We start from the raw sequence: 25,186 nt of genomic DNA, 5'->3' as shown, positions 1-25,186 counted from the left end.
AAGGATCAGCGGAGTGCTGCCTGGCGGGAGGTTCTCTGGTTCCGGGGTTCAGCGGAGCAGGCGGGACAGGACGGTCAGCTCGGCGGCGGCGGTGACGGCGATCGCCACGACCAGCGGCCACGGGGTGCCGACCAGTGCGTGGAGCAGCAGCAGGGCCGGGCCGGCGGCGACCCCGTAGACGGCCAGCGCCAGCGGACGGTCGGTCCGCCACAGCTGCGGCAGAACGTCGCGACCCAGGCCGGGCACCCGCGTGGCGAGCCGCCAGACCGCGAGCGCCCCGGCGACCGCGGCCAGCACGGCGACGGCGCGGGACAGTCCCGGTCCGCCGGACGACAGGGCGGCGACGACCAGGCTGCCGACCAGCGTCCAGGCGCCACCGTGGAACACCAGGCGCCGGATCCCCTCCGTGACGGGCAGCGCCGCCGCCCGCCCGGGGTCCACGGTGGCCAGCGCGGCCACCTGTTCCAGCGCCTCGGCCCAGCGCCGCCGCTCCAGCCGGATGACGCCGGGATCCTGCCGGGCCCCGGCCAGCTCGGGGTCGAGCCGCAGCGCCTCCCGGTAGGCCCGCTCGGCCAGGTCGAACAGCTCCAGCCGGCCGGCGACCAGGGCGAGCACCAGGTGCGCCTGCGGCTCGTCGGGGGCCAGCTCCACCCCGCGCCAGGCCGCGTTCAGCGCCGGCTGCCCGTTGCGCGCCTCGGCCAGGATCCCGGCGGCGCCCCGCTGGGCGTACGCGTCGGTCGGCCCGACCGCGAGGATCCGGTCCGCCGTACGGGCCGACTCGGCGTACTCCTCGAGGTCGGCCAGGGCGAACCCCCGGAGCACCAGGGGCGCGACGGCGGCGGGTGCGCTGGCCGAGGCGGCGTCGGCCGCGGTGAGCGCCTCCGCCGGCCGGCCCGCGGCGAGGTGCAGCCGGGCCAGCAGGGTCAGCGCGACGGCGTCGGTCGGCTCCAGGGCCAGCGCGAAGCCCAGTTCCTCGGCGGCCTCGTCGTACCGGCCGAGTTCGGCGAGCAGTTGTGCCCGCTGCCGGTAGCCGTCGAGGTCCGGCTCCTCGCCGATCATCGCTGGGGCTGGTCGGCCGGAGCGTCGTAGACCAGGGCGACGGCGATGCCGGCGAGCCCCTCGCCGCGTCCGGTGAAGCCCAGCCCGTCGCTGGTGGCGGCGGAGACGGTGACCGGCGCGCCGACCGCCGCGGAGAGCACCTGCTGCGCCTCCTCGCGGCGCGTCCCGATCCGGGGGCGGTTGCCGACCACCTGGACCGAGACGTTGCCGATCTCGAAGCCGGCCGCGCGGACCCGCCGGGCCGACTCGGTCAGCAGCGCCACCCCGGAGGCACCGGCCCACTCGGGCTGGTCGACCCCGAAGTTCGCACCCAGGTCGCCGAGCCCCGCGGCGGAGAGCAGCGCGTTGCAGGCGGCGTGCGCGACCACGTCGGCGTCCGAATGACCGGCCAGGCCGTCCTGGCCCGGCCAGTGCAGCCCGGCCAGCCAGCAGGGCCGGCCGGCCGCGAAGGCGTGGATGTCGGTGCCGACGGCCACCCGAGGAACGATCATGAGCCGAGGGTACGCGTCAGTGGCCGGCGACCAGCAGGTGCTCGGCGAGCGCGAGGTCGAACGGGCGGGTGACCTTGAGCGCGTACTCCGAGCCGGGCACGCAGAAGACGGGCACGCCCTGCTTCTCGACCAGGCCCGCGTCGTCGGTGAGCTGGTCCCGCGCGGCGGCGTGCGCGGCGGTCAGCACGTCCCGGCGGAAGCCCTGCGGGGTCTGCACGGCGCGCAGCGCCGAGCGGTCGACAGTGCCGAGGACCACCTCACCCGCGCCGACCTCCTTGATCGTGTCGACCACCGGGAGCACCGGGATCACCGCGTGGTGCCCGGCGCGGACGGCCGCGGCCACCGACTCGACCAGTTCGGGTGGGGTCAGCGCGCGGGCGGCGTCGTGCACCAGCACGATGTCGGGCCCCGGTGGCACGGCGGCCAGGGCGGCCGCCACGGACGCCTGGCGCTCCGCGCCGCCCGGCACGACCACGACCGGCGCCACGGGTGCCAGCAACCGCCGGACCGCCGCCACCTCGGTCGCCGGGGCGGCCACCACGATGGTGTGCACCGACGGCGCGGCCGCGATCCGGCGAACGGCGTGCACCAGCAGCGGCTCGCCGCCGAGCAGGCGCAGCGCCTTCGGCGCGCCCGGACCGAGGCGTACCCCGGCACCGGCCGCAGGCACGAGGACCGCGACGTCACCGCGCGGATCAAGTTGCGCGGTCACGTCGCGGTCCTCGGGTTTCTTTGCTTCGGGACGGGTACGACGATCCGGTGGGATCAGGCCTCGGTCAGGACCTTGTCGAGCAGCGTCTCCGCCTCGTCCTTGGTGCTCTTCTCGGCCAGCGCGACCTCGCCGACGAGAATGTCGCGGGCCTTGGCGAGCATGCGCTTCTCGCCCGCGGACAGGCCCCGCTCCCGCTCCCGGCGCCACAGGTCGCGGACGACCTCGGCGACCTTCAGCGGGTTACCGGAGGCCAGCTTCTCCAGATTCGCCTTGTAACGCCGCGACCAGTTGGTCGGCTCCTCGGTGTGCGGTGCACGGAGCACGTCGAAGACCTTGCCGAGGCCCTCTTCGCCGACCACCTCGCGCACACCCACGATCTCGGCGTTCTCAGCGGGCACCCGGACCGTCAGGTCACCCTGCGCGACCCTCAGGACGAGGTACTGCTTGGGCTCGCCCTTGATGACCCGAGTCTCGATTGCCTCGATGAGTGCGGCCCCGTGGTGGGGGTAAACAACGGTCTCGCCGACACTGAAAACCATAGGTTCGAAACCCCTTTCGCTGTGTCTAGGGTAACACGCTCAGGCACCGATGTCCCACCGCTGTCCTGACCGTTGGCGCAGCTCAGGGGCCCTGTGAGAGGTATTTCTTCAGCTTGACAGGCAGTCAAACCAATGATTTGAACACGCTCCGTGACAAGCGGATGACAACCCGGTACGGGTGATCGGAGCGTGGATTTCTCGGGCTACGCGCTCTTCCCATGGTAGCCCGGCAGCGCCCGGCCCGCCCAGGTCTGGCGGCAGGAGGCGGCGTGCGGGACGCTGGAGGGGTACTGCTGTCCGCTCGCGAGCCACTTCCCCCGGGGGTCCGATGGGCATGCCTGACGCAGAGGGCCACGGCCCGTCCGACGGGCTGCCCGACCTGCCTCCGGAGTGGGGTCGGGTGGTCGTACCGGACGACGCGTCGGCGCTGGCCGGGGAGGCCGCGCAGCTCCGTCGCGAGCTGCGGCGCCGGGCCGCCGGCACGCGCTGGCGCCGCCGGCTCGGGCTGGCCCCCCGCCCGGACGGCCGGCCGCCGTTCGCCCTGCCGGTGCTGATCCTGCTGGTGGCGTTGCTCACCAGCGTCGGCGCCCTGCTCGCGGTCACCTGGCCCCGCTCGCCCCGGGGCACCGAGCGGCCGACCGTCCTGCCGTACCCGTCGTCGGCCTCGCCCGGCACGCTGGCCGGCCGGCCACTGCCGGCGCTGGACCTGGTCGATGCCGGCCAGTCGCCGGTGCCGCTGCGCCGGCTGCTGCCCGCGATGATCATCCTGGTGGACGCCTGCGCCTGCGCCGAGCAGGTCGCCACGGCGGCGGCCGCCGCGCCCGCCGGAGTCTCGGTGGTCACCGTCACCGGCGGCCGTACGGTCGGCCCCGACCCGGTCGCCGGCGGCCCGGTGCGCGCCCTCGCCGACCCAACCGGCGGAGTGCGCGCCGCGCTACACCTCGAACCCCGCCCCGGCACCGCCACCGCGCTGCTGGTCGACCGCTCCGGCACAGTCCAGCGGGTGATCCCCGACCTCGCCACGACCGGCGACTACCGCGCCGACCTCACCCGCCTCGTCCGCTGACCGGTGCGGGCTCAGCGCGGTCGCAGTGGCGGAGTCGGTCTGGAGAGCTGAGGCCTGAACTCTGACCAGGACCGCGTGCCGGACCCGGGCTCAGCGCAGGACGACGAGCTGTGCCTCCACCTCGATCCGCCCGGCGACGGCGGAGAGGTCGATCCGGGTGGACGCCTCCGGGTCGGGCAGCTCCAGCGAGCCCAACTCGCCGTCACAGGTCGTCCGGCTGGTGTCGGTGGACGGCGCGTGGACGATCGAGATCAGCAGTTCGCCGTCGCCGGTGCAGCGGTACTGCACCATGTGCCGCGCCCCGTCGGCGATGGAGTCGCGGCGCACCGGCTCCCCACCCGGCACCAGGGTCAGCCGCTCCCGCCACAGGGTGTCGGCGAACAGGGGTAACCCGACCTCGGAATCATCGCCCGGCATCCCGGTCGCGTCGATGATCCGGCCCGTCTCCGAGTCGATCCGGACCCGGACGGTCGTGCCGGGGCTCGCCACCAGCGCCTCCTCGAGCGCCCGACGGGGATCGGAGGGGCTGCGGTCCGGTGACGGCGACGGCCGGCTAGCGCCGGCCGCCCGGTCCGGGCCGGTGGCCGGCGCGTTGGCCCGCCACCACCAGCCGCCCGCGACCAGGGCGAGCAGGGCCGCCCCGGCCAGTACGCCGCCGCGTAGCCGGTCACCCGTGTCGTCGCCCACCCGGCGAGCGTAACCAGCCGGCACCGGCCCCGCCGGCCCGCCCGGGCACCGGCCCGGCCAGGCCCCGCTCAACCCCGGCGTTCCAGCAGGGCGGCGTAGAGGGTCAGCCCCGGGCCGAAGGCCAGCATCACGATCCGCTCCGGCCGTACGGCGGCGCGCAGCAGCCGGTCCAGGATCAGCAGCACCGTCGGGGAGGAACAGTTGCCGTGCTCGTCCAGGGTGGCCCGGGACGCCGCGAGGGCCTCCGGCGGCAGGGCCAGCTCGCGCTCCACCACGTTGAGAATGCGCGGACCGCCCGGGTGCACCGCCCAGCCGTCCACCTCGGCGATGCCTGCGCCATGCCGGGCCAGCAGGTCGTCCACCAGGCCCCGGACGTGCGTGGAGAGCACCTGCGGGACCTTCGGCGACAGGCCCATCCGGAAGCCGGTGTCGGTGACGTCCCAGGTCATGTGGTCGGCGGTGGAGGTGTCGGTGACCGAGGTGACCTCGCGCAGCGCGTACCCGTCGGGCGATCCGGGGCCCGCCGCGCCGGGGACCACCACGGCAGCGACTGCGGCATCGGAGAAGAGCGCGTGCGACACGATCTGCTGGGTGTCCATCCGCACGCCGGCCGGCTGGATGTGCAGGCTGGTCAGCTCAGCGCAGAGCAGCAGCGCCGGCCGTCCCCGCGCGGTGACGAAGTCGGCCGCCGCGCCGAGCCCGGGCAGCGCGGCGTAGCAACCCATGTGCCCGACGAACATCCGCTGCGTGTCGGGGGCCATGCCCAGGTCCCGGGCGAGCAGGATGTCCAGCCCAGGGGTGGCGTACCCGGTGCAGGAGCAGACCACGAAGAGCCCGACGTCCCCGGCGGCGAGGCCGGCGGAGTTCAGCGCCCGGCCCACTGCCTCCTTGCCCAGCGGCAGCGCCTCGACCTGGTAGCGCCGCATCCGGCGCTCGGTTGGCCACTCCGACACGTCCTCCAGCAGTGGGTTGACCGCCGCCTGCCGGCGGGACACCCCCGAGTTGGCGAAGATCCGCTCGGCCAGCGCCCGGGTGGTGCCGGAGAAGTGCTTGGCGAAGAAGCCCTCCCAGAGCTCGCCCTGCGCGGCGGCCGGCGGTTGTGCCGTACCGAGACCCGCGATCACTGGCACGGCCATGTCCCCCACCTCTCGTCCACGACTGCAGGCCCGGCGGCCGTCCCCCGCCCCGGGAACGACCACCACGCCCTCACCAACGAGGAATCGATCCGTCGCGGTCCGGGTCGCCGCCCAACGCCGCGATGCCGAGCCAGTCCGCACAGACGTCCGAGGTCGCGGGGTGCAGCGACCCGCAGCGGGCGTCCCGGTAGAGCCGCTCCAGCGGGTGGCCCCGTCGGGTCGCCGACGTGCCGGCCGCCTCCAGCACGGACGCCGCCACGTCGGCCGCGGTCGTGCCGGCGAGCAGCTTGGCCCGCCAGACCCAGCGGTTGGTCTCGGCGTCACCGGGGGCCTCGTCGACCCGCCGGGCCGCCTCCGCCACCACCAGCTGCGCCGCCGCCACCGCCGCGTCGGCGCGGCCCAACCGGGCCCGGACCGCCGGCAGGCCGGCGAGGTTGCGGGCGTTCAGATGCTCGGCCGCCGCGTCCACCGCCGCCCGGGCCACCCCGACGTAGACGGCGGCGTAGCTGGCCACCAGCCAGTGCGGCATCAGCTGGGCCACCACCAGAGCCAGCCCCTCCACCCCACCGAGCAGCCGGTCGGCCGGGACGGTGACGTCCAGGTGCAGGTCGTGTGAGGCGGTGGCCCGCATGCCGAGCGAGTCCCAGGTCGGCTCCACGGTCAGCCCGTCACCGGCCGGCACCAGGAACTGGGAGACCGCCGACTGGTCGGCGGCGCTGCGCGCGGCCACCAGGTAGCCGTCCGGGTGCCCGGCGCCGGAGCAGAAGGTCTTGCTGCCCTTGATGTGCCAGCCGCCGTCGACCGCCTCGTAGGCGGTGCTGAGCTGGGAGAGGCGCGCGCCCGCGCCGCGTTCGCTCATGGCGACCGCGTACCAGGAACCCTCGGCCGCCGCGCGGAGCAGGCGGTCGCGGGCGGCCAGCGCCTCGTCCGGTACGCCCAGCGCCTCGGCCAGCTCCTCGGTGACCGCGCCCAGCGCGCCGGTGACCGAGGCGTGCATGTTGAACACCAGCGCCGTCGCGCCGTTGCCCCGGGCCAGCTCGGTGGCGACCGCCGCGTACTCGGCGAAGGTGGCGCCCGCGCCACCCAGCTCACGCGGCACCATCAGGCCGAAGAGCCCCGCCTCGCGCAGGTCGGCGAAGTCGTCCACCGGGAAGGAGCCATCCCGGTCGTGCCGTGCCGCTCGCGCGGCGAACCGCGGCGCCAACCGGCGGGCCGCCTCCAGCGCGTGCACCGTCATATCGCCCCCTCCTCGCCCGTCCCCTTTGTTCCCGATCCGGCTACCCGTGCCGCACCCCATGTCCCTGGTAGAGCACGGCGACCGACCAGGTCGGCCTGATCCGGGGCTGCCGCCCGTCGACCGTCCCCGACGGACCGCCGCGCGCCCGTCGGACCAGCCAGGCCAACGTCCCGCGCAGGCTCGGCCGGATGCCGCGGATCCGCAGGTGGACGCCGTGCCGCGCGCACTCGGCGACCAGCTCGCGGGCGTCCACGAACAACCGTGGATCGTGGATGCCCCGGGGTACCGTCGGCAGCCGCTCCCCGATCCGCACCGCCACCAGCCGGGCCAGCGCGGTGTCGTTCAGCGTGTCCAGCACCAGCAGGCCACCGGGCCGCAGCAGCCGGCACGCCTCGGCCACCGCGCGCCGCCAGTCCGGCACGTGTTCCAGCAGCTCACCGGCGGCCACCACGTCGGCGCAGCCGTCGGCCAGCGGCACGGCGGTGGCGTCGCCGTTGACCACGGTCACCCCGTGCGGGGCGGCCTGCATCAGTGCGGACCGGGTCAGGTCCACCCCGACGTGCCGGTAGCCCTTGCCGGCCAGGTGCGGGGCGAGCAGCCCGGCGCCGCAGCCCAGGTCGACCAGCAGGGCGTCGGGCCGGCCGGCGGGCGGGACCAGGGCGGCCCGCGCCCGGGCCAGCCAGTGCAGCATGGCGAACGCGCCGTCCGGTCGCCACCACTCGCCGGCCAGGTCGTCGTACTGGCGGGGGTCGTTGGGAGACAGCACGCGGGGCGGAGTGGACACCGGACCGTTCCGCATGGACCGAGCGTGGCACGACTCACCGGTAACGACCAGACTTCCCTTATGTCGTCGACGGTGTTAGGGCTGGTCAGGGCGAGCCATCCGGAGCCGTCCGCGGCGGTCACCACGGTCGCCGGCCTGCTCGCGTGGGGGGCCGGGCACCCCCCGTCCGGCGTCGCCGCGGTCACCGCGACGGTGCTGGCCAGCCAGCTCGCCGTCGGCTGGACCAACGACGCGCTGGACGCCGGGCGGGACACGACGGTGGGGCGTACCGACAAGCCGGTCGCCGCCGGCGCGGTGCGCCGGCGCACGGTGGCGGTGGCCGCGGTGCTCGCGGCCCTCGCGACCCCGCTGCTGGCGCTGGCCACCAACCCGGCCGCCGCGCTCTGGGCCACGGTCGGCCTGGGCTCGGCACTGCTCTACGACTGGCCGCTCAAGTCAACCCCGGTCTCCGTGCTGCCGTACGCGGTCTCCTTCGGGTCGCTGCCCGCCTTCGTTGTGCTGGCCCTGCCCGGCGCGCCGGCACCGCCGGCCTGGCTGGTCGCCGCCGCGGCCTGCCTCGGCGCGGGGGCGCACTTCGCCAACGTGCTGCCGGACCTCGCCGACGACGCCCGCACCGGGGTGCGCGGGCTGCCGCACCGGCTCGGTCCGGCGGGCAGCCGGGTCGCCGCCGCCGGGCTGCTGCTCGCCGCGACCGTCACCCTGGTCGCCGGGCCGCCCGGCCCGCCGTCGTGGCTGGGGCTGTCGGCCGTGGCGGCCGCCGCCGTGGTGCCACCCCTCGGCTGGTACGGCGGACGCGCCGCGACCGGGGCCGGCGGGCGGCCGGTGGCGGCGTTCCGGGCGGTGATGGTGGTGGCCCTGATCGATGTGGTGCTGTTGGTGGCGAGCGGTCGGGTGATCTGATGGGCGCCCTCCCAGGTGGCAATACCGGGTCGGCGTGCGGCCGTCGATCAGCCCCAACTACCCTGGAGCGCGGTCTGCGCGGGTATGACCACCCCGCGCCCGGGGTACGGCCGGGTGGGGATCGTGACGAGGAGGACCGACGTGACGCGCTCGATCAGGGGTTCCCGGCGGGCGGCCCTGCTGCTGTCCGGCATGGCGGCGGCGACCGCCCTGCTGGCGACGGGATGCGGGGCCGGCCAGGTGGCGGAGACCGCCGTGAAGGACCCGTCGATCCAGGGCATCAACGTCCAGACTCCGGACAACGCCTACAAGCTGCGCGGCCTCTACGTGGAGTACCCGGGCACCGAGGGCTTCCGCAGCGGCGCGAACGCCGCGCTCAACACCGTGATCTACAACGACACGAAGAGCCCGGTGACCGTGACGGTCACCACGGACAGTGCCCGCGAGATCGCGGTCATCGGCACGGCGGGCGCGCCGGCCCCGTCGACGTCGGAGGGCGCCGCACCGTCCGGGAGCGCGTCCCCGTCGGAGAGCGCCTCCGCGTCCGGCAGCGCGTCGCCGTCCGGCTCGGCCTCGGCCAGCCCGTCGGAGAGCGCGTCGGCCAGCCCCTCCGCCCCGGCCCACTTCGAGATCCCAGCCTTCAGCTACCTGCAGCTCAACCGGCAGGGTGGCCGTTACCTCCAGCTCGTCGGGCTGAACGAGTCGATGCGCGTCGGCCAGCGGGTCGACCTGACCTTCGACTTCGGCAACGGCAGGACCATCCAGACGAGCGCTCCGATCGCCGTGCCGCTGACCCCGGCCGCCCCGGTCGCCCCGATCATCACCCGCGAGGGTGGCATCGGCGAGGAGCACAGCTCCGGGGGCCACGGCTGACCCGCGCCCGCGACGAACGGCCGACGACACCGTCGGCGTGGTGACCACCACGTCGGCGGTGTTTCGTCGTACGAGGGGGTTAGCGTCCTGTGGTGACCACCTCCCGATCGACCCCGGCCCGCGGTGGCGCGGCCTCCGGCGCGTCCCGCGGCCGGGCCGCCCGCGAGCCACGCCCGGCCTACGAATGCGACGCCTGCGGGCACCAGCCACCCAAGTGGGTGGGGCGCTGCCCGGAGTGCGGCGAGTGGGGCTCGGTGGTCGAGTGCACGGTGACCGGGCCGATGGTCTCCGGCCGGGTGGTCAGCTCCCGGATGCCGGCCGAGCCGGCCCGGCCGATCGCCACCATCAGCGCCGCCCCGGCCCGGGCCCGGCCCACCGGGGTCAGCGAGCTCGACCGCGTCCTCGGCGGCGGCCTCGTGCCCGGCGCGGTGGTGCTGCTCGCCGGCGAGCCGGGGGTCGGCAAGTCGACGCTGCTGCTCGACGTGGCCCAGCAGTGGGCCGCCGGCGCGGGCAGCCCCTCGCTGGTGGTCAGCGGCGAGGAGTCGGTCAGTCAGGTCCGGCTGCGCGCCGAGCGGATGGGCACCCTGCACGACCAGCTCTACCTGGCCGCGGAGAGCGACCTCGGCGCGGTGCTCGGCCACCTCGACGCGGTCAAGCCGGGCCTGCTGGTGCTCGACTCGGTGCAGACCATCTCCACCACCGGGACCGAGGGGGTGCCGGGCGGGGTCACCCAGGTCCGGGCGGTCACCGCCGCCCTGGTCGCCGTCGCCAAGGAGCGCGGCGTCGCCACCGTGCTGGTCGGCCACGTCACCAAGGACGGCCAGGTCGCCGGCCCCCGGGTGCTGGAGCACCTGGTCGACGTGGTGCTGCACTTCGAGGGCGACAAGCACTCGTCGCTGCGGATGGTCCGGGGCGTCAAGAACCGGTTCGGTGCCGCCGACGAGGTCGGCTGCTTCGAGATGCACGAGGGCGGCATCAGCAGTCTCGCCGACCCGTCCGGGCTCTTCCTGACCCGCTACTCGGAGCCGGTGCCCGGCACCTGCGTGACGGTCGCGATGGAGGGGCGGCGGGCCCTGGTCACCGAGGTGCAGGCGCTGATCGGCGCGACGGTGGCCGGCTCGCCGAGGCGTACGGTCTCCGGGCTGGACGGAGCCCGGCTGGCCATGGTGCTGGCCGTGCTCCAGCGCCGCACCGAGCGGCTGACGCTGCACGACCGGGAGGTCTTCGCCGCCACCGTCGGCGGCATCCGGGTGGTGGAGCCGGCGGCCGACCTCGCCGTCGCCCTGGCCGTCGCCTCCGGCGGGCTCAACCTGGCCATCGCGCCGCACCTGGTGGCGATCGGCGAGGTCGGGCTGACCGGCGAGGTGCGCCGGGTGGGCGCGGTGCCGCGCCGCCTGGCCGAGGCGGCCCGGCTCGGCTTCCGGGTCGCGCTGGTGCCGCCCGGCTGCGGGCCCGGCAGCACCGGGGTGGCCCCGGAGAACATGCAGGTGATGGAGGTCACCGACGTGCGCTCGGCGCTCCAGTGCGTCGCCCGCGCATCCGCCGAGTGACCGACGGTGGCCGCCGGGCCGGACCGCGCGGGCCATACCGGACAACGCCCCGCGCCCAGGCTGGCACGGAGGGATCCGACGCCGTGACACATCACAGTAACCACGACAGCACCCACCGCACGGCAGTCCGTAGACTGTGCGCGTGCCGACCGACCGCGACACCACCAAGCCTGCCGGCGCGACACCCCATGCCCGCACCGGTGCCGTGGGCTCGCCCGCCCGCCCGATCAACGTGAGCGTGACCGGGGGCGCCGGGAGCGCCGGCGATCCGCTGCGGGCCAACCTCGCCCTGATGGCGCCCGGCACCGCGCTGCGCGACGGTCTCGAACGGATCCTGCGCGGCCGCACCGGCGCGCTGATCGTCCTCGGCTACGACAAGGTGGTCGAGCAGATCTGCACCGGCGGGTTCCCGCTCGACGTCGAGTTCTCCGCCACCCGGGTCCGTGAGCTGTGCAAGATGGACGGCGCGGTGGTGCTCTCCAGCGACGGCGCCCGGATCGTCCGGGCGGCCGTGCACCTGATGCCCGACCCGTCCATCCCGACCGAGGAGTCCGGCACCCGGCACCGCACCGCGGAGCGGGTGGCCCGGCAGGCCGGTTACCCGGTCATCTCGGTCAGCCAGTCCATGCGGATCATCAGCCTCTACGTCAACGGCCAGCGGCACGTCCTGGACGACTCGGCGGCGATCCTGTCCCGGGCCAACCAGGCGCTGGCCACCCTGGAGCGCTACAAGCTCCGCCTGGACGAGGTCTCCGGCACCCTCTCCGCGCTGGAGATCGAGGACCTGGTCACCGTACGGGACGCGGTCGCCGTGGTGCAGCGGCTGGAGATGGTTCGCCGGATCGCCGACGAGATCGCCGGGTACGTGGTGGAACTGGGCACCGACGGCCGGCTGCTCGCGCTCCAGCTCGACGAGCTGATGGCCGGCGTGGACGCCGACCGCACCCTGGTCATCCGCGACTACCTGCCCGCCGGCCGCAAGTCGCGCACGCTCGACGAGGCGCTGGTCGAGCTGGACCTGCTCGGCGCGACCGAGCTGATCGACCTGGTCTCGGTGGCCAAGGCGATCGGCTACCCGGCCGCCTCCGACGCCCTCGACGCGGCGGTCAGCCCGCGCGGGTTCCGGCTGCTGGCGAAGGTGCCCCGGCTTCCGGTGGCGATCGTCGACCGGCTGGTCGTGCACTTCGGCAGTCTCCAGCGGCTCCTCGGCGCCACCGTGGAGGACCTCCAGGCCGTCGAAGGGGTCGGCGACGCCCGGGCCCGGGGCGTACGGGAGGGGCTGTCCCGGCTCGCCGAGGCGTCCATCCTGGAACGGTACGTCTGACCGCTCCGGTCAGCCGGTGATGACCAGCTTCACCGGCTCGCTGAGCTTGGTGCCGACCCGGGCGAAGACCTGGTACCTCCCGGCGGGCGGGGTCGGCCCGGCGGCCACCCCACCGGCGCACCGGCTGACGTCCTTGCCGTTCCAGGTCAGCTGGTAGGAGCGCTCGAAGCCCGGGGTGAACGACTGCACGTCCGAGCCCTTCCCGGTGCCGCAGGTGTCCGACGACCAGACCGTCTCCGCACCGGACTTGACGAACAGCTCCTGGAGGTCGGCTCCGACGTCCCGGCTGCAGGTCCGCTGCGACTTGTTCTTGACCTTCAACGTCAGGTCGACCAGGGCGCCCCGCCCCACCTCGGACGGGAGCGCCACCGGTGTCACGCTGAGCTCCGCGTCCGTGCAGGTGCCGTCGTCAACCACGGCTGGGCCGGCGGGCGACGCGGCCGGGGGCGTGGTGGTCGTACCCGGGTCGGCGGCCGGACCGCCCCCGGAGTCCGGCGTGGCCGGCGGTGCGGCGGACCCGGACGTCGGCGGCGTCGGTGACGGATGGATCGCCGGCGACGTCGGGGTGGTCTTCGCCCCCGTTGTCGTGGCGGTGTCCCCCGACTGGTTGCAGGAATAGAGCAGGACAATCAGGAAGAGAAGCCCCGCTCCGAGTACGACGGCGCGACGCCGCCAGTACACGGCGGATGGCAGGGGACCGACCGTCAGACGCATGATGCCCCCACCGTAGCGGCGCACCGCGCGAGGACTCGTCGCGACGCGCCGGATGCCGCCCGGATCACCGCATCCACTCTCCACTCACGACAGCCGACGGCGACCGGTCACAGGTAGACCTTGCGCTGGTAGACGGCGTGCGCACCGGCGACCCGGTCCAGGAAGAGCAGCCCCGCGCAGTGATCGATCTCGTGTTGCAATGCGCGCGCCTCGAAGCCGTCGGTGACCAGCCGCACCGGCTCGCCGGTGCCGGGCAGCTCGCCCTCCACCACGAGCCGGCTGGCCCGCTTCACGTCCCCGGTCAGGTCCGGCACCGACATGCAGCCCTCCCGCCCCGGCTTCCACCGGGTCGCCTCGACCACCCGCGCGTTGCAGAGCACGAAGGCGCCGTGCACGGTGACCGCCTTCGGGTGACCCGTGACGTCCACGGCGAAGACCTGCGCGTCCACGCCGACCTGCGGCGCGGCCAGCCCGACGCAGCCCGGCGAGACCCGCATGGTGGCGACCAGGTCGGCGGCCAGCTGGACGGTCTCCGCCGCGGTGGGGTCGACCGCGCCGCCCGGCCGGCTCAGCACCGGCTGGGGGGCGGCGACCACCGGACGTACCGCGCCGGGCACGGCCAGCGCCTCCGGAGTCCAGCCGCCGAGGCCGGCGTACTCCTCGTCGCTCACAGCAGGTCCGGATCGGCCGGCCGCAGAGTGACCTCGACGCCCAGCTCGGCGGCGGTGGCCGCGAGGCGGCCGGCCAGCTCGTCGGCGGTGCCCGGCGGCAGATCCACCTCGGCGACCACCACATAGAGCGAGCCGGCGAGCCGGGTGCTGAGGTCGGTCACGTTGCCGCCGGCGTCGGCGAGCACCCGGGTCATCGCCGCCACGATGCCCATCCGGTCCGCGCCGTGAACCGCCATCACGTACGGCCCACCGGCCCGCGCCGCCGCCCCGTCCGGGGTGACCGCGCGTACGGTGGCCAGCAGCTGGCCGTCGGCGGCGAGCGGCGCCAGGGCGGCCTCGACCTCGGCGGCGGCCGGGCCGACGCAGATCAGGGTCATCGCGAAGTGACCACGCAGGCGGGTCATGGTGGAGTCGGTGAGGTTCGCGCCGAGCCGGGCGAGCACCTCGGCGACGTCGGCCACGATGCCGGGGCGGTCCCGGCCGATGACGGTGATCGCGAGCTCGTTCATCCGGGCATTCTGCACGATCCGCGCCGGCCCGCCACGTCGCCCCGCCCGGCCCGCCCATCCTCCGGGACCGCGCCGCGTGACATCATCGGCGGCGCGATGACTGAGCCCACTTTCGCCACCCTGGTCAGCCGGTGGTACGAGGAGAACGCCCGCGACCTGCCGTGGCGCGAGCCCGGGGTCGGCGCCTGGGCGATCCTGGTCAGCGAGGTGATGCTCCAGCAGACCCCGGTGGTCCGGGTGCTGCCCGCCTGGCAGGCCTGGCTGGCCCGCTGGCCGGACCCGGCCGCGCTGGCCGCCGACACGCCGGCCGAGGCGATCCGGATGTGGGGGCGGCTCGGCTACCCCCGCCGGGCGGTACGGCTGCAGGACTGCGCGGTGGCGATCGTGGAACGGCACGGCGGCGAGGTGCCCGACAAACTCGACCAGCTGCTGGCGCTGCCCGGCGTCGGCACGTACACCGCGCGGGCGGTGGCGGCCTTCGCGTACGGGCAGCGACACCCGGTGGTGGACACCAACGTCCGGCGGGTGGTGTCCCGGGCGGTGGCCGGCGAGCCGGACGCCGGACCGGCCACCCGACCGGTCGACCTGGTCGCCTGCGAGGAGCTGCTGCCGGTCGAGCCCGCCGCAGCTGTGCTGGCCAGTGCGGCGTTCATGGAACTGGGCGCGGTGGTCTGCACGGCCCGGTCCCCGCGCTGCCCGGTCTGCCCGGTCGGGTCGGTCTGCGCGTGGCGGGCCTCCGGACAGCAGGCGCCCGCCGGCCCGACCCGACGCCCACAGCGGTACGCCGGCACCGACCGGCAGGTACGCGGGCTGCTGCTCGGGGTGCTCCGGGAGACCACCGGCCCGGTCCCGCACCAGCGGCTCGACCAGGTGTGGCAGGACGATGTGCAGCGGGCGCGGGCGCTGGCCGGGCTGGTCACCGACGGCCTGGTGGAGCCGGTCGGCGAGGCCTCCTTCCGGCTGGTCGGCGACGGCCCCGCCATCCAGCCCGTCGGCCCCTGACCGCCCCGCCCGGGGCACGAGCGACACCGACTTGCGGCATGTCGCGGCATCGGGCGCTCAGGACACCACGACATGCCGCAACGGGAGTGGATCAACCGTCGGCGGGGGCGGGGACGCGCGGAAAGGCGACGGCCCCGGTCGGCTCTCGCCGTCCGGGGCCGTCGCCCGCGTGCTGTCGTCCTTACTCGTCCGCCCCCGCGGCGGCGGTGCCGCCCAGGTCGGCCGGGACGGCGTCCGGCACCTCGGCCGGCCGGTCCGAGCCGCGGAAGACCAGCTTGGACTTGTCGATGTTCTCCGGGTCGCCCTCGCAGTCCACCACCACGATCTGACCCGAGGTCAGCTCGTTGAAGAGGATCCGCTCGGAGAGGTTGTCCTCGATGTCGCGCTGGATCGTGCGACGCAGCGGACGGGCGCCCAGCACCGGGTCGAAGCCCTTCTTCGCCAGGTACTTCTTGGCGTTGTCGGTCAGCTCCAGGCCCATGTCCTTGTTGCGCAGCTGGGTCTCGATCCGCTGGATCATGATGTCCACGATCGAGAGGATCTCGTTCTGACGCAGCTGGTGGAAGACGATGGTGTCGTCGATCCGGTTCAGGAACTCGGGCCGGAAGTGCTGCTTGAGCTCGTCGTTGACCTTCTGCTTCATCCGGTCGTAGTTCGACTCGGAATCCTCAGAGGCCTGGAAGCCCAGCGACACCGCCTTGGCGACGTCACGCGTACCGAGGTTGGTGGTCAGGATGATGACCGTGTTCTTGAAGTCCACGATCCGACCCTGACCGTCGGTGAGCCGACCGTCCTCCAGGATCTGGAGCAGCGTGTTGAACACGTCCGGGTGGGCCTTCTCGATCTCGTCGAAGAGGACCACCGAGAACGGCCGACGCCGCACCTTCTCGGTCAGCTGGCCACCCTCGTCGTACCCGACGTAGCCGGGAGGGGCACCCACCAGCCGGGAGACCGTGTAGCGGTCGTGGAACTCGGACATGTCCAGCTGGATGAGGGCGTCCTCGCTGCCGAACAGGAACTCGGCCAGCGCCTTGGAGAGCTCGGTCTTACCCACGCCGGACGGGCCGGCGAAGATGAACGAGCCGGACGGACGCTTCGGGTCCTTCAGGCCGGCCCGGGTACGCCGGATCGCCCTCGAGACCGCCTTGACCGCGTCCTCCTGGCCGATGACGCGCTTGTGCAGCTCGTCCTCCATGCGCAGCAGGCGCGAGGTCTCCTCCTCGGTCAGCTTGTAGACCGGGATGCCGGTCCAGTTGCCGAGCACCTCGGCGATCTGCTCGTCGTCCACCTCGCTGACGACGTCCAGGTCACCGGCCTTCCACTCCTTCTCCCGCTGCGCCTTCTGACCGAGGAGCTGCTTCTCCTTGTCCCGCAGCTGAGCGGCACGCTCGAAGTCCTGCGCGTCGATCGCGGACTCCTTGTCGCGACGCACCTGGGCGATGCGCTCGTCGAAGTCACGCAGGTCTGGCGGCGCGGTCATCCGGCGGATCCGCATCCGGGCACCGGCCTCGTCGATCAGGTCGATCGCCTTGTCCGGGAGGAAGCGGTCCGAGATGTACCTGTCGGCCAGAGTTGCGGCAGCCACGAGAGCCGCGTCCGTGATGGACACGCGGTGGTGCGCCTCGTACCGGTCGCGCAGGCCCTTGAGGATCTCGATGGTGTGGGCCAGCGACGGCTCACCCACCTGGATCGGCTGGAAGCGGCGCTCCAGCGCGGCGTCCTTCTCCAGGTGCTTGCGGTATTCGTCGAGGGTGGTGGCGCCGATGGTCTGCAGCTCGCCACGGGCCAGCATCGGCTTGAGGATGCTCGCCGCGTCGATCGCGCCCTCGGCGGCACCCGCACCCACCAGGGTGTGAATCTCGTCGATGAACAGGATGATGTCGCCGCGGGTGCGGATCTCCTTGAGCACCTTCTTGAGGCGCTCCTCGAAGTCACCGCGGTAGCGGGAACCCGCGACCAGGGCGCCGAGGTCCAGCGTGTAGAGCTGCTTGTCCTTCAGCGTCTCGGGCACCTCGCCCTTGATGATCTTCTGGGACAGGCCCTCCACCACGGCGGTCTTGCCGACGCCGGGCTCACCGATCAGGACCGGGTTGTTCTTGGTACGGCGGGAGAGCACCTGCATGACCCGCTCGATTTCCTTCTCGCGCCCGATCACCGGGTCGAGCTTGCCCTCGCGGGCGGCCTGGGTCAGGTTGCGGCCGAACTGGTCCAGCACGAGGCTGGTCGACGGCGCGGCCTCGCCCGGCGCGGTGCCCGCCGCGGCCGGCTCCTTGCCCTGGTAGCCGGAGAGCAGCTGGATCACCTGCTGGCGGACCCGGTTGAGGTCGGCGCCGAGCTTGACCAGCACCTGGGCGGCGACGCCCTCACCCTCGCGGATCAGACCGAGCAGGATGTGCTCCGTGCCGATGTAGTTGTGGCCGAGCTGCAGCGCCTCGCGCAGTGACAGCTCCAGCACCTTCTTGGCCCGCGGGGTGAACGGGATGTGCCCGCTCGGCGCCTGCTGGCCCTGGCCGATGATCTCCTCGACCTGCTGACGGACGCCCTCGAGGGAGATGCCGAGGCTCTCCAGGGCCTTTGCCGCGACACCCTCACCTTCGTGGATCAGGCCCAGCAGGATGTGCTCCGTACCGATGTAGTTGTGGTTGAGCATCCGGGCCTCTTCCTGGGCCAGGACGACAACCCGTCGCGCTCGGTCGGTGAACCGCTCGAACATGCCCTCGTGCTCCTCACGTGCCGTGCGCCTTGATGTACTAGATCTTGGCGGGGCCGGTGCGCGGACGTCCGGGACGGGCGTCCGTGCCTCATTACTCTATCGCCGCCGACCGACTCCGCTGAGGTCGTGTGTCCCCGCGACGAGCCGTTCAGACGTCGTTTTGACCAACCATCCGCGCTCAGGAGGTGTTCCGGCACCCCGGCCTGTACGCGCAGAGCGAAATTCGCCCCGGGTGTGGAACTCCCCGGCGGACCGGTGGCTCATCCACAGGCTGTGGACGGACTCTCCACCGCCTGTGGACAACGCCTCCCCGGGTGGGAAACTTCCCGCCCGCCGAGAACGCGCCTGGGCGGGCCCCGTCAGTCCCGCCGGGCATCACCAGCTCCGCCGAACACCCTCGCCCCACCGGGCACTGCCGTCACATCGGGCGGCGGGCGGCGGGCGGCGGGCGGCGGGCGGCGGGCGGCGGGCGGCGGGCGGCGGAGAAACCGGCCGACGGCGGCGGAGAAAACGGCGACGCCGGCCCGGAGTGGTGCTCCGGCCCGGCGTCGTGTCGCCCCTGGCGCTGCGTCAGTGACCGGCCTTGGCGTGGTACTCGTCGACGATCTCCTGCGGGATGCGCCCCCGGTCGGAGATCTCCTTGCCCGACTTCTTGGCCCAGGCCCGGATCGCCTTGTTCTGCTCGCGGTCCGCCGTGGCACCGCCCCGGCCCCGCGCGGCCCGGCCACCCACGACCACGCCACCGCGACCGACCCGGGTGCCCGACGTCACGTACGGCGCGAATACGTCACGCAATTTCTCGGCGTTGGAGTTCGACAGGTCGATCTCGTACTGGACACCGTCGAGGGCGAACTTGACGGTCTCGTCCGCGTCCCCGCCGTCCAGGTCATCGACCAGCTTGTGAATGATCTGCTTGGCCACGTCCCACATTCCTTTCGAGCAGGGTGCTCCTGCAATAGGAGCACAATAACCCGCGTGATGCTCGACGCGTCAATAGGATGCGGTAACGACCCGGCGAAGCTTCCGGAGTCACTCCGGGCGGACCAACGGGAAGAGGATCGTCTCCCGAATTCCGAGACCGGTCAGCGCCATCAGGAGCCGGTCGATTCCCATTCCCATACCGCCGGCCGGCGGCATTCCGTACTCCATCGCGCGCAGAAAGTCCTCGTCCAGCCGCATGGCCTCGTCGTCGCCGCGGGCGGCCAGCTGCGCCTGGGCGACCAGCCGCTCCCGCTGCACCACCGGGTCCACCAGCTCGGAGTACGCCGTGCCCAGCTCGAAGCCGAGCACGTAGAGGTCCCACTTCTCGGCCAGCCCCGGCTCGCTGCGGTGGGCCCGGGTCAGCGGGCTGGTCTCCTCCGGGTAGTCGCGCACGAAGGTGGGGGCCTGAAGGCCCGGCACGACAAGTTCCTCGAACAGTTCCTCGGCCAGCTTGCCCGGGCCCCACTTCGGGTCCACGGCGAGCCCGACCTTGTCGGCGTACTCCACCAGACGGGACCGCTCGGTACGGACCGTGACCTCCTCGCCGAGCGCCTCGGAAAGCACCCCGAACAGGGTCACCGAGCGCCACTCGCCGCCCAGGTCGAACTCCCGGCCGTCCGCGTGGGTCACCACAGTCGAGCCGCTGACCGAGATCGCCGCCTGCTGCACCAGATTGCGGGTCAGCTCGGCCATGGTGTCGTAGTCGCCGTACGCCTGGTAGGCCTCCAGCATCGCGAACTCGGGCGAGTGCGAGGAGTCGACCCCCTCATTACGGAAGTTGCGGTTGATCTCGAAGACCCGGTCGACGCCGCCGACCACGGCCCGCTTGAGAAACAGTTCCGGCGCGATTCGCAGATACAGGTCGGTGTTCAACGCATTGCTGTGGGTCACGAATGGCCGGGCCGCCGCCCCGCCGTGCAGCAACTGGAGCATCGGGGTCTCGACCTCGATGAATCCCCGGCCGTGCAGCGAATCGCGCAGGCCGCGCACCGCCGCCGCCCGGGTACGCACCATCTGCCGGGCCTGCGGGCGGACGACCAGATCCACGTAGCGCTGGCGGACCCGCGCCTCCTCGCTCAGCGGCTTGTGCGCCACCGGCAGCGGTCGCAGCGCCTTGGCGGTGACCGCCCACTCCTGTGCCAGCACGGACAGCTCACCGCGGCGGCTGGTGATCACCTCGCCGGTCACCCCGACGTGGTCACCGAGGTCGACCAGGCGCTTCCAGTCCTCCAGCCGCTCGGCGCCGACCCGGTCCAGGGAGAGCATCGCCTGCAGTTCGGTGCCGTCGCCGTCGCGCAGCGTCGCGAAGCAGAGCTTGCCGGTGTTCCGTACGAAGATCACCCGGCCGGTGACCGAGACCCGGTCGCCGGTCGCGGTGTCGGTGGGCAGCTCGGCGTACTTCGCGCGGATCTCGGCCAGCGTGCTGGTCCGGGGGAAACCGACCGGGTACGGCTCGACGCCCTCGGCGAGCATCCGGTCCCGCTTCTCCCGGCGGACCTTCATCTGCTCGGGAAGGTCGTCGGCGGGGTCCACTGGCACGGGATTCTGCTCGGTCACGGCACTCTTCCTCAGGAGGGAGATATCGGCGGGGTCAGCCCCCGAGCGTACTCAAGGGCCCAGGCCGCCGTTACGGGATAACCTGCCGCCCATGACCGATCCCACTCACGCCCTGTCGTTCGGCGCCGTAGCGGGCGACTACGACCGGTTCCGGCCCCGCTATCCCGGGAGGCGGGTCAGGTGTTGCGCTCGTAGACCATCCGCAGGCCGATCAGGGTGATCATCGGCTCGTGGTGGGTGATCGTGTGGCACTCACCGATCACCACCGAGGCCAGCCCGCCGGTGGCGATCACCGCCTTCACCTCGCCCAGCTCCTCGGCCATCCGCTCGACGATCCGGTCGACCTGCCCGGCGAAGCCGAAGTAGAGGCCGGACTGGAGGCACTCGACGGTGTTCTTGCCGATCACCGAGCGGGGCTTGGTCGCCTCCACCTTGCGCAGCTGCGCGGCCCGGGCGGCCAGCGCGTCGAAGGAGATCTCGATGCCCGGGGCGAAGGCGCCACCGAGGAACTCGCCCCGACTGCTGATCACGTCGAAGTTCGTGGTGGTGCCGAAGTCGACCACGATCGACGGACCGCCGTAGAGGGTGTACGCGGCGAGGGTGTTGACCACCCGGTCCGAGCCGACCTCCTTGGGGTTGTCGATCGCGAGCTGGACGCCGGTGCGCACCCCCGGCTCGACGATCACGCTGGGCAGGTCGGCGTAGTAGCGGGCCAGCATGTTCCGCAGCGAGCGCAGCGCCGCCGGGACCGTGGAGCAGGCGGCCACCCCGGTGATCTCCACCGCGTCACCGGCGAGCAGCCCCCGGAACATCAGACCCAGCTCGTCCGCCGTGGACCGGGCGTCGGTCTTGATCCGCCAGGAGTGCACCAGCTTGTCGCCGTCGAAGGTCGCCAGCACGGTGTTGGTGTTTCCGATGTCGATGCAGAGCAGCACACGCGAAGCCTAGACGGCGCTCGGCGGGTGAGCGCGAGGAGTGAGCCGGGCTTGCGAGCCCCGCAGCCACGAACGAAAGGCGACTCGGCCGCTCACTCCGTCCGCAGGTCCAACGCGATGTCCAGGATCGGCGAGGAGTGGGTCAACGCGCCCACCGACAGGAAGTCCACGCCGGTGGCCGCGTATTCGGCCGCCACCTCCAGGGTGAGCCCGCCGGTCGCCTCCAGCTCCGCCCGGTCGCCCACCCGGGCGACCACCTCGCGCAGCGTCTCCGGGGTCATGTTGTCCAGCAGCAGGAAGTCCGCGCCGGCCTCGACCGCCTCCACCGCCTCGGCGACGGTGTCGACCTCCACCTGCACCGGCACGTCGGGGAAGGCCTTTCGGACCCGCCGGTAGGCGGGCGCGATGCCGCCCGCGGCGAACTTGTGGTTGTCCTTGATCATGGCGACGTCGTGCAGGCCCATCCGCTTGTTGGTGCCGCCGCCGGCCCGGACCGCGTACTTCTCCAGGGCGCGCAGGCCCGGGGTGGTCTTGCGGGTGTCCAGCACCATCGCCTTCGTACCGGCCAGGGCGTCGGCCCAGGCCCGGGTGTGGGTGGCCACCCCGGACATCCGGCTGAGCAGGTTGAGCGCCGTCCGCTCGGCGGTGAGCAGCAGCCGGGTCGGGCCGGTCACCGTGGCCAGCACGTCGCCGCGCGCCACCCGCTGCCCGTCGTGCGCCACCAGCGACACCTCGACGGTACGGTCCGACCCGGTCACCTCGCCGACCAGCTCGAAGGCGGCCGCAGCCACGGCCAGCCCGGCCACCACGCCGTCGGCGCGGGCGACCACGTCGGCGATGTCGGTCTGCGCGTCGGGGATGGTGGCCACGCTGGTCACGTCGAGGAAGTCCGGTCCCAGATCCTCGGCGAGCGCCCCCAGGACGACGCCCCGCACCTGCGCCGGGTCCAGGCCACCGGCCCGCAACGCCCGCTGTGTCGACTCCCTCACCATGACTCCTCAGTTCACGACTGCGGTGCTCGCAAGATCGGCTCACTCCTCGCGCTCACGCCGACTCCTCCCACCGAGAGGTTAATCGGCCCTGCGCACCGACCGCGCCGACCAGGTGGCCCCGCCACCGCTCGTCGGCCGTCGGGAAGTCCTCCCGCCAGTGGCACCCCCGGGTCTCCTGGCGGGCGTACGCGGCGGCGACCAGGGTCGACGCCACGGTGATCAGGTTCGTCGCCTCCCAGTCGGCGGTCCGCGGCCTGCCCCGGCCCAGGCCCAACTCGCCCACGATCGCGGCGGTCCCGGTCAGCGTCCCGGCCGACCGCAGCACGCCGGCGCCCCGGGTCATCGCCCGTTGCAGGGCCGGCGTGCCCCCGGCCGGCACCACCCAGCCCTCGCCACCCACCCACGCGCCGGTCTCCGCCGGCTTCGCCTGCTCGGGCAGCCCGGCGGCGATGTCCTCGGCGATCCGGCGGGAGAAGACCAGCCCCTCCAGCAGCGAGTTGCTGGCCAGCCGGTTGGCGCCGTGCACGCCGGTGCAGGCGACCTCGCCGCAGGCGTACAGGCCGGGGATCGAGGTGCGGCCACGCAGGTCGGTGCGGACGCCGCCGGAGGCGTAGTGGGCGGCCGGGGCGACCGGGATCAGGTCGGTGGCCGGGTCCACGCCGATGGCCAGGCAGGAGGCCACGATGGTGGGGAACCGCCCGGCGAGGAAGTCCCCGCCCAGATGCCGGGCGTCCAGCCAGACGTGGTCCGCCCCGGTGGCCAGCAGCACCCGGTGGATGCCCTTGGCCACCACGTCCCGGGGGGCCAGCTCAGCCAGCTCGTGCTGGCCGACCATGAACCGCTTGCCGTCCCCGTCGACCAGGTGGGCGCCCTCGCCGCGCAGCGCCTCGGAGACCAGCGGCTGCTGGGCCAGTCCGGCCCCGGGCACCCGGGCCGCCTCCGGCACGATCAGCGCGGTCGGGTGGAACTGGACGAACTCCACGTCGGTGACCGCCGCGCCGGCCCGCATGGCCAGGGCCACCCCGTCACCGGTGGAGACCGCCGGGTTGGTGGTGGCCGAGAAGACCTGCCCCATCCCGCCGGTGGCCAGCACCACCGCCCGGGCCAGCAACGCGCCGACGCCGTCCTCGCTGCCCTCGCCGAGCACGTGCAGGGTGATGCCGCAGGCCGGGCCGAGCGAGTCCGGGCCGTCACCGGGGGCGCGGAGCAGGTCCAGCACCAGGGCGTGCTCGACCAGCCGGATCCACGGGTCCCGGCGGACCGCCGCGTGCAGCGCCCGCTGCACCTCGGCGCCGGTGGCGTCGCCGCCGGCGTGCACGATCCGGTCCGCCCGGTGCCCGCCCTCCCGGGTGAGCATCAGCGACCCGTCCGGGTTGCGGTCGAACTCCGCGCCTATGCGCATCAGCTCGCGGAGCCGGGTCGGCCCCTCCTCCACCAGCACCCGCACCGCCGCCGGGTCGCAGAGACCGACACCGGCGACCTCCGTGTCGTGGGCGTGCGCGCTCGGGGTGTCCGTCGGGTCGAGCACCGCGGCGATGCCGCCCTGCGCCCACCGGGTGGAGCCTTCGTCGATGTTGACCTTGGTGACCACGGTGACGTGCAGCCCGGCCTCACGCAGGTGCAGCGCGGTGGTGAGCCCGGCGACCCCGGAACCGACCACGATCACGTCGGTCGTCTCCACCCAGCCGGGCGCGGGAGCGGCCAGCAGCCTGGGCAGGGCCGGCAGGTCGACGGTCGGAAGGTCGACGGTCGGAAGGTCCATGAGCACAGTCAACCCGAAGGCCCCTCATCCCGGGCGGCGGGGGCACGACGAGTGGTTTCAGCTACGGCGTCCCGCTAACCCGTCCGGACGGGCAGCCCGGCCGGGCCGGCGCCCTTCAGCGAGGCGGTCACCGTCCGGTCGCTGAGCCAGAGGTGGCAGCGGACCCCCCGGTCACCCGCCCGCCAGCGACCGGCGCCGGGCGGGCGGACCACCACGCCGCTGCGGAATCGCAGGTCGGCGTCGGCCGGCACGCCGACGTACCGGGCGAGGACGCGGCGGCAGCCGGCGTAGAGCGGCAGCCAGTCGGCGTCGCGGATCGGGTACGGGCGGTCGGGCGCCTTCCACACGCCGACGAACTCGGCGTCGTGGGCGACGCCACACTCCGCCGGGAGCAGCACCTGCACGCCCCCGCCCGGGCCGGTGCGGGTGCGCTGGCAGCCCAGGCGCAGCGGCGACAGGCCTTTCAGGGCGTCGCGCAGGCTGCCGGTGCGGGTCACCACGGCGGCCGCCGCCTCGACCGTGGTCAGCTCACTCAGGTCGCAGCGGAACCAGCGGGAGCCGGCTGCCCAGCCAGGGCCGGGCGGCAGCGCCACGGCCAGCCGCAGCCGCCCGGCGCGCCAGTCGTCGCCGACGTATCCGGTGGCGCGCGCGTCGCACTCGGCGAAGGCGCCGCGCACCTCGGGCGAGCCGGTGGTCGGCGGGTCGGCCCGGCCGGCCGGGAAGGTGCCCACGTGCACCGTCTCCACCCGGTGCGCCACCGCGCAGTCCACCGGCGCGTACCCGTCCAACGCGACGGTGTCGGTGAAGTCGCCGACCTGGCAGACGCCGGCCTCGGGGGTGAACGGCCCGGGCGCCGCCAGGGCGGCCCAGTCGTCGGTGAGGTTCCCGTCGAGCCCGTCGGTGCCGGCGCAGCCAGCCTGCAGAGCCCCCGCGACCAACGCGGCGACCAGGGCGGTCATCGCACGGCGCATCGCGGCCTCCCCCAGCCGGCG

The 25,186-nt window shown here is 73.8% G+C and carries 24 protein-coding genes; 6 read left to right on the top strand and 18 right to left on the bottom strand.

The annotated features are described in order from the left end of the window. Nucleotides 1-48: 48 nt before the first annotated feature. The 4 genes from ABZ807_RS00470 to ABZ807_RS00455 are packed head-to-tail and all read right to left on the bottom strand — an operon-like array spanning nucleotide 49 to nucleotide 2,801. Entirely contained in the window at nucleotides 49-1,059 is a 1,011-nt protein-coding gene (locus ABZ807_RS00470) for a tetratricopeptide repeat protein (protein ID WP_357150996.1), read from the bottom strand. Next, complete coding sequence (gene ispF / locus ABZ807_RS00465) at nucleotides 1,056-1,550, bottom strand: 2-C-methyl-D-erythritol 2,4-cyclodiphosphate synthase (RefSeq protein ID WP_357150994.1); 495 nt, start codon at nucleotides 1,548-1,550, stop codon at nucleotides 1,056-1,058. Before ispF ends, ABZ807_RS00470 begins: the two co-directional genes overlap by 4 nt. A 16-nt stretch (nucleotides 1,551-1,566) precedes the next feature. Then, nucleotides 1,567-2,262 carry a 2-C-methyl-D-erythritol 4-phosphate cytidylyltransferase gene (ispD, locus tag ABZ807_RS00460; RefSeq protein ID WP_357150992.1) on the bottom strand — a complete coding sequence of 232 codons (696 nt, stop codon included), beginning with the start codon at nucleotides 2,260-2,262 and terminating at the stop codon, nucleotides 1,567-1,569. A gap of 53 nt (nucleotides 2,263-2,315) precedes the next feature. Further along, nucleotides 2,316-2,801 (bottom strand): CarD family transcriptional regulator, encoded by a 486-nt coding sequence (locus ABZ807_RS00455; RefSeq protein WP_007073334.1) that lies wholly within the window; start codon nucleotides 2,799-2,801, stop codon nucleotides 2,316-2,318. Between the two features lie 328 nt (nucleotides 2,802-3,129). On the opposite strand from ABZ807_RS00455, the gene ABZ807_RS00450 reads away from it, so the two are divergent. After that, on the top strand, nucleotides 3,130-3,867 hold the full coding sequence (locus ABZ807_RS00450; protein ID WP_357150990.1) for a hypothetical protein: 738 nt from the start codon (nucleotides 3,130-3,132) through the stop codon (nucleotides 3,865-3,867). Nucleotides 3,868-3,957: 90 nt separating this feature from the next. Here the strand turns inward: ABZ807_RS00450 and ABZ807_RS00445 are convergent, their stop codons facing one another. The 4 genes from ABZ807_RS00445 to ABZ807_RS00430 form a co-directional block, all read right to left on the bottom strand. Beyond that, the gene (locus ABZ807_RS00445) at nucleotides 3,958-4,554 is read right to left on the bottom strand and encodes a hypothetical protein (RefSeq protein ID WP_357150988.1); all 597 of its coding nucleotides are present in this window, start codon (nucleotides 4,552-4,554) and stop codon (nucleotides 3,958-3,960) included. A gap of 68 nt (nucleotides 4,555-4,622) precedes the next feature. After that, nucleotides 4,623-5,690: a type III polyketide synthase gene (locus ABZ807_RS00440; RefSeq protein WP_357150986.1), complete on the bottom strand. Its 1,068-nt coding sequence runs from the start codon at nucleotides 5,688-5,690 to the stop codon at nucleotides 4,623-4,625. A gap of 70 nt (nucleotides 5,691-5,760) precedes the next feature. Further along, nucleotides 5,761-6,927 carry an acyl-CoA dehydrogenase family protein gene (locus tag ABZ807_RS00435; RefSeq protein WP_357150984.1) on the bottom strand — a complete coding sequence of 389 codons (1,167 nt, stop codon included), beginning with the start codon at nucleotides 6,925-6,927 and terminating at the stop codon, nucleotides 5,761-5,763. A 40-nt stretch (nucleotides 6,928-6,967) separates the two neighbouring features. After that, nucleotides 6,968-7,726, bottom strand: a complete 759-nt coding sequence (locus ABZ807_RS00430) for a methyltransferase domain-containing protein (RefSeq protein WP_357150982.1) — start codon at nucleotides 7,724-7,726, stop codon at nucleotides 6,968-6,970. Nucleotides 7,727-7,771: 45 nt separating this feature from the next. Here ABZ807_RS00430 and ABZ807_RS00425 point away from each other — a divergent pair, with 45 nt between their 5' ends. The 4 genes from ABZ807_RS00425 to disA all read left to right on the top strand — a co-directional run bounded on the left by ABZ807_RS00425 (nucleotide 7,772) and on the right by disA (nucleotide 12,358). Continuing rightward, nucleotides 7,772-8,611, top strand: coding sequence for a UbiA family prenyltransferase (locus ABZ807_RS00425; protein ID WP_357150980.1), 840 nt, complete (start codon nucleotides 7,772-7,774; stop codon nucleotides 8,609-8,611). 141 nt (nucleotides 8,612-8,752) lie between these two features. Further along, entirely contained in the window at nucleotides 8,753-9,484 is a 732-nt protein-coding gene (locus ABZ807_RS00420; protein ID WP_357150978.1) for a hypothetical protein, read from the top strand. Nucleotides 9,485-9,576: 92 nt separating this feature from the next. Further along, on the top strand, nucleotides 9,577-11,034 hold the full coding sequence (gene radA, locus ABZ807_RS00415; protein WP_357150976.1) for a DNA repair protein RadA: 1,458 nt from the start codon (nucleotides 9,577-9,579) through the stop codon (nucleotides 11,032-11,034). Nucleotides 11,035-11,176: 142 nt separating this feature from the next. Further along, complete coding sequence (gene disA / locus ABZ807_RS00410) at nucleotides 11,177-12,358, top strand: DNA integrity scanning diadenylate cyclase DisA (protein ID WP_357150974.1); 1,182 nt, start codon at nucleotides 11,177-11,179, stop codon at nucleotides 12,356-12,358. A gap of 9 nt (nucleotides 12,359-12,367) precedes the next feature. On the opposite strand, the gene ABZ807_RS00405 is transcribed toward disA, so the two are convergent. The 3 genes from ABZ807_RS00405 to ABZ807_RS00395 form a co-directional block, all read right to left on the bottom strand. Beyond that, on the bottom strand, nucleotides 12,368-13,072 hold the full coding sequence (locus ABZ807_RS00405; RefSeq protein ID WP_357150972.1) for a hypothetical protein: 705 nt from the start codon (nucleotides 13,070-13,072) through the stop codon (nucleotides 12,368-12,370). 107 nt (nucleotides 13,073-13,179) lie between these two features. Continuing rightward, a complete protein-coding gene (locus ABZ807_RS00400; protein ID WP_357150971.1) occupies nucleotides 13,180-13,743 on the bottom strand; it encodes a peptide deformylase in 564 nt (187 codons plus the stop codon). Beyond that, nucleotides 13,740-14,252, bottom strand: a complete 513-nt coding sequence (locus ABZ807_RS00395; protein ID WP_357150969.1) for an ACT domain-containing protein — start codon at nucleotides 14,250-14,252, stop codon at nucleotides 13,740-13,742. The genes ABZ807_RS00400 and ABZ807_RS00395 overlap by 4 nt, the downstream gene beginning before the upstream one ends. A gap of 96 nt (nucleotides 14,253-14,348) precedes the next feature. Here ABZ807_RS00395 and ABZ807_RS00390 point away from each other — a divergent pair, with 96 nt between their 5' ends. After that, nucleotides 14,349-15,254 (top strand): A/G-specific adenine glycosylase, encoded by a 906-nt coding sequence (locus ABZ807_RS00390; RefSeq protein ID WP_357150967.1) that lies wholly within the window; start codon nucleotides 14,349-14,351, stop codon nucleotides 15,252-15,254. 181 nt (nucleotides 15,255-15,435) lie between these two features. Here ABZ807_RS00390 and ABZ807_RS00385 read toward each other — a convergent pair whose 3' ends face one another. The 7 genes from ABZ807_RS00385 to ABZ807_RS00355 form a co-directional block, all read right to left on the bottom strand. Next, nucleotides 15,436-17,967, bottom strand: a complete 2,532-nt coding sequence (locus tag ABZ807_RS00385; protein WP_357150965.1) for an ATP-dependent Clp protease ATP-binding subunit — start codon at nucleotides 17,965-17,967, stop codon at nucleotides 15,436-15,438. Between the two features lie 570 nt (nucleotides 17,968-18,537). Further along, a complete protein-coding gene (locus ABZ807_RS00380; RefSeq protein WP_357150964.1) occupies nucleotides 18,538-18,888 on the bottom strand; it encodes an Lsr2 family protein in 351 nt (116 codons plus the stop codon). Nucleotides 18,889-18,996: 108 nt separating this feature from the next. Then, entirely contained in the window at nucleotides 18,997-20,505 is a 1,509-nt protein-coding gene (lysS, locus tag ABZ807_RS00375; RefSeq protein ID WP_357150962.1) for a lysine--tRNA ligase, read from the bottom strand. A gap of 176 nt (nucleotides 20,506-20,681) precedes the next feature. Beyond that, complete coding sequence (locus ABZ807_RS00370) at nucleotides 20,682-21,440, bottom strand: type III pantothenate kinase (RefSeq protein ID WP_357150960.1); 759 nt, start codon at nucleotides 21,438-21,440, stop codon at nucleotides 20,682-20,684. A 92-nt stretch (nucleotides 21,441-21,532) separates the two neighbouring features. After that, nucleotides 21,533-22,429 carry a carboxylating nicotinate-nucleotide diphosphorylase gene (gene nadC / locus ABZ807_RS00365; RefSeq protein ID WP_357150958.1) on the bottom strand — a complete coding sequence of 299 codons (897 nt, stop codon included), beginning with the start codon at nucleotides 22,427-22,429 and terminating at the stop codon, nucleotides 21,533-21,535. Nucleotides 22,430-22,484: 55 nt separating this feature from the next. Then, nucleotides 22,485-24,194, bottom strand: a complete 1,710-nt coding sequence (locus ABZ807_RS00360; protein WP_357150956.1) for an L-aspartate oxidase — start codon at nucleotides 24,192-24,194, stop codon at nucleotides 22,485-22,487. Between the two features lie 74 nt (nucleotides 24,195-24,268). After that, complete coding sequence (locus ABZ807_RS00355) at nucleotides 24,269-25,165, bottom strand: septum formation family protein (RefSeq protein ID WP_357150954.1); 897 nt, start codon at nucleotides 25,163-25,165, stop codon at nucleotides 24,269-24,271. Nucleotides 25,166-25,186 lie beyond the last annotated feature (21 nt).

The sequence above is a fragment of the Micromonospora sp. NPDC047548 genome (assembly GCF_040642975.1).
Classification (GTDB): Bacteria; Actinomycetota; Actinomycetes; order Mycobacteriales; family Micromonosporaceae; genus Micromonospora.
The sequence above is the reverse complement of the archived record's forward strand: the minus strand, read 5'-3'. Positions and strand labels throughout refer to the sequence as shown.

What these genes read in the sequence shown, in the direction of transcription:
- ABZ807_RS00470 (WP_357150996.1), bottom strand. Translation starts at nt 1,059, where the DNA reads ATGATCGGCGAGGAGCCGGACCTCGACGGCTACCGGCAGCGGGCACAA.
- ispF (WP_357150994.1), bottom strand. Translation starts at nt 1,550, where the DNA reads ATGATCGTTCCTCGGGTGGCCGTCGGCACCGACATCCACGCCTTCGCG.
- ABZ807_RS00455 (WP_007073334.1), bottom strand. Translation starts at nt 2,801, where the DNA reads ATGGTTTTCAGTGTCGGCGAGACCGTTGTTTACCCCCACCACGGGGCC.
- ABZ807_RS00450 (WP_357150990.1), top strand. Translation starts at nt 3,130, where the DNA reads ATGGGCATGCCTGACGCAGAGGGCCACGGCCCGTCCGACGGGCTGCCC.
- ABZ807_RS00440 (WP_357150986.1), bottom strand. Translation starts at nt 5,690, where the DNA reads ATGGCCGTGCCAGTGATCGCGGGTCTCGGTACGGCACAACCGCCGGCC.
- ABZ807_RS00435 (WP_357150984.1), bottom strand. Translation starts at nt 6,927, where the DNA reads ATGACGGTGCACGCGCTGGAGGCGGCCCGCCGGTTGGCGCCGCGGTTC.
- ABZ807_RS00430 (WP_357150982.1), bottom strand. Translation starts at nt 7,726, where the DNA reads ATGCGGAACGGTCCGGTGTCCACTCCGCCCCGCGTGCTGTCTCCCAAC.
- ABZ807_RS00425 (WP_357150980.1), top strand. Translation starts at nt 7,772, where the DNA reads ATGTCGTCGACGGTGTTAGGGCTGGTCAGGGCGAGCCATCCGGAGCCG.
- ABZ807_RS00405 (WP_357150972.1), bottom strand. Translation starts at nt 13,072, where the DNA reads ATGCGTCTGACGGTCGGTCCCCTGCCATCCGCCGTGTACTGGCGGCGT.
- ABZ807_RS00395 (WP_357150969.1), bottom strand. Translation starts at nt 14,252, where the DNA reads ATGAACGAGCTCGCGATCACCGTCATCGGCCGGGACCGCCCCGGCATC.
- ABZ807_RS00390 (WP_357150967.1), top strand. Translation starts at nt 14,349, where the DNA reads ATGACTGAGCCCACTTTCGCCACCCTGGTCAGCCGGTGGTACGAGGAG.
- ABZ807_RS00385 (WP_357150965.1), bottom strand. Translation starts at nt 17,967, where the DNA reads ATGTTCGAGCGGTTCACCGACCGAGCGCGACGGGTTGTCGTCCTGGCC.
- ABZ807_RS00360 (WP_357150956.1), bottom strand. Translation starts at nt 24,194, where the DNA reads ATGGACCTTCCGACCGTCGACCTTCCGACCGTCGACCTGCCGGCCCTG.
- ABZ807_RS00355 (WP_357150954.1), bottom strand. Translation starts at nt 25,165, where the DNA reads ATGCGCCGTGCGATGACCGCCCTGGTCGCCGCGTTGGTCGCGGGGGCT.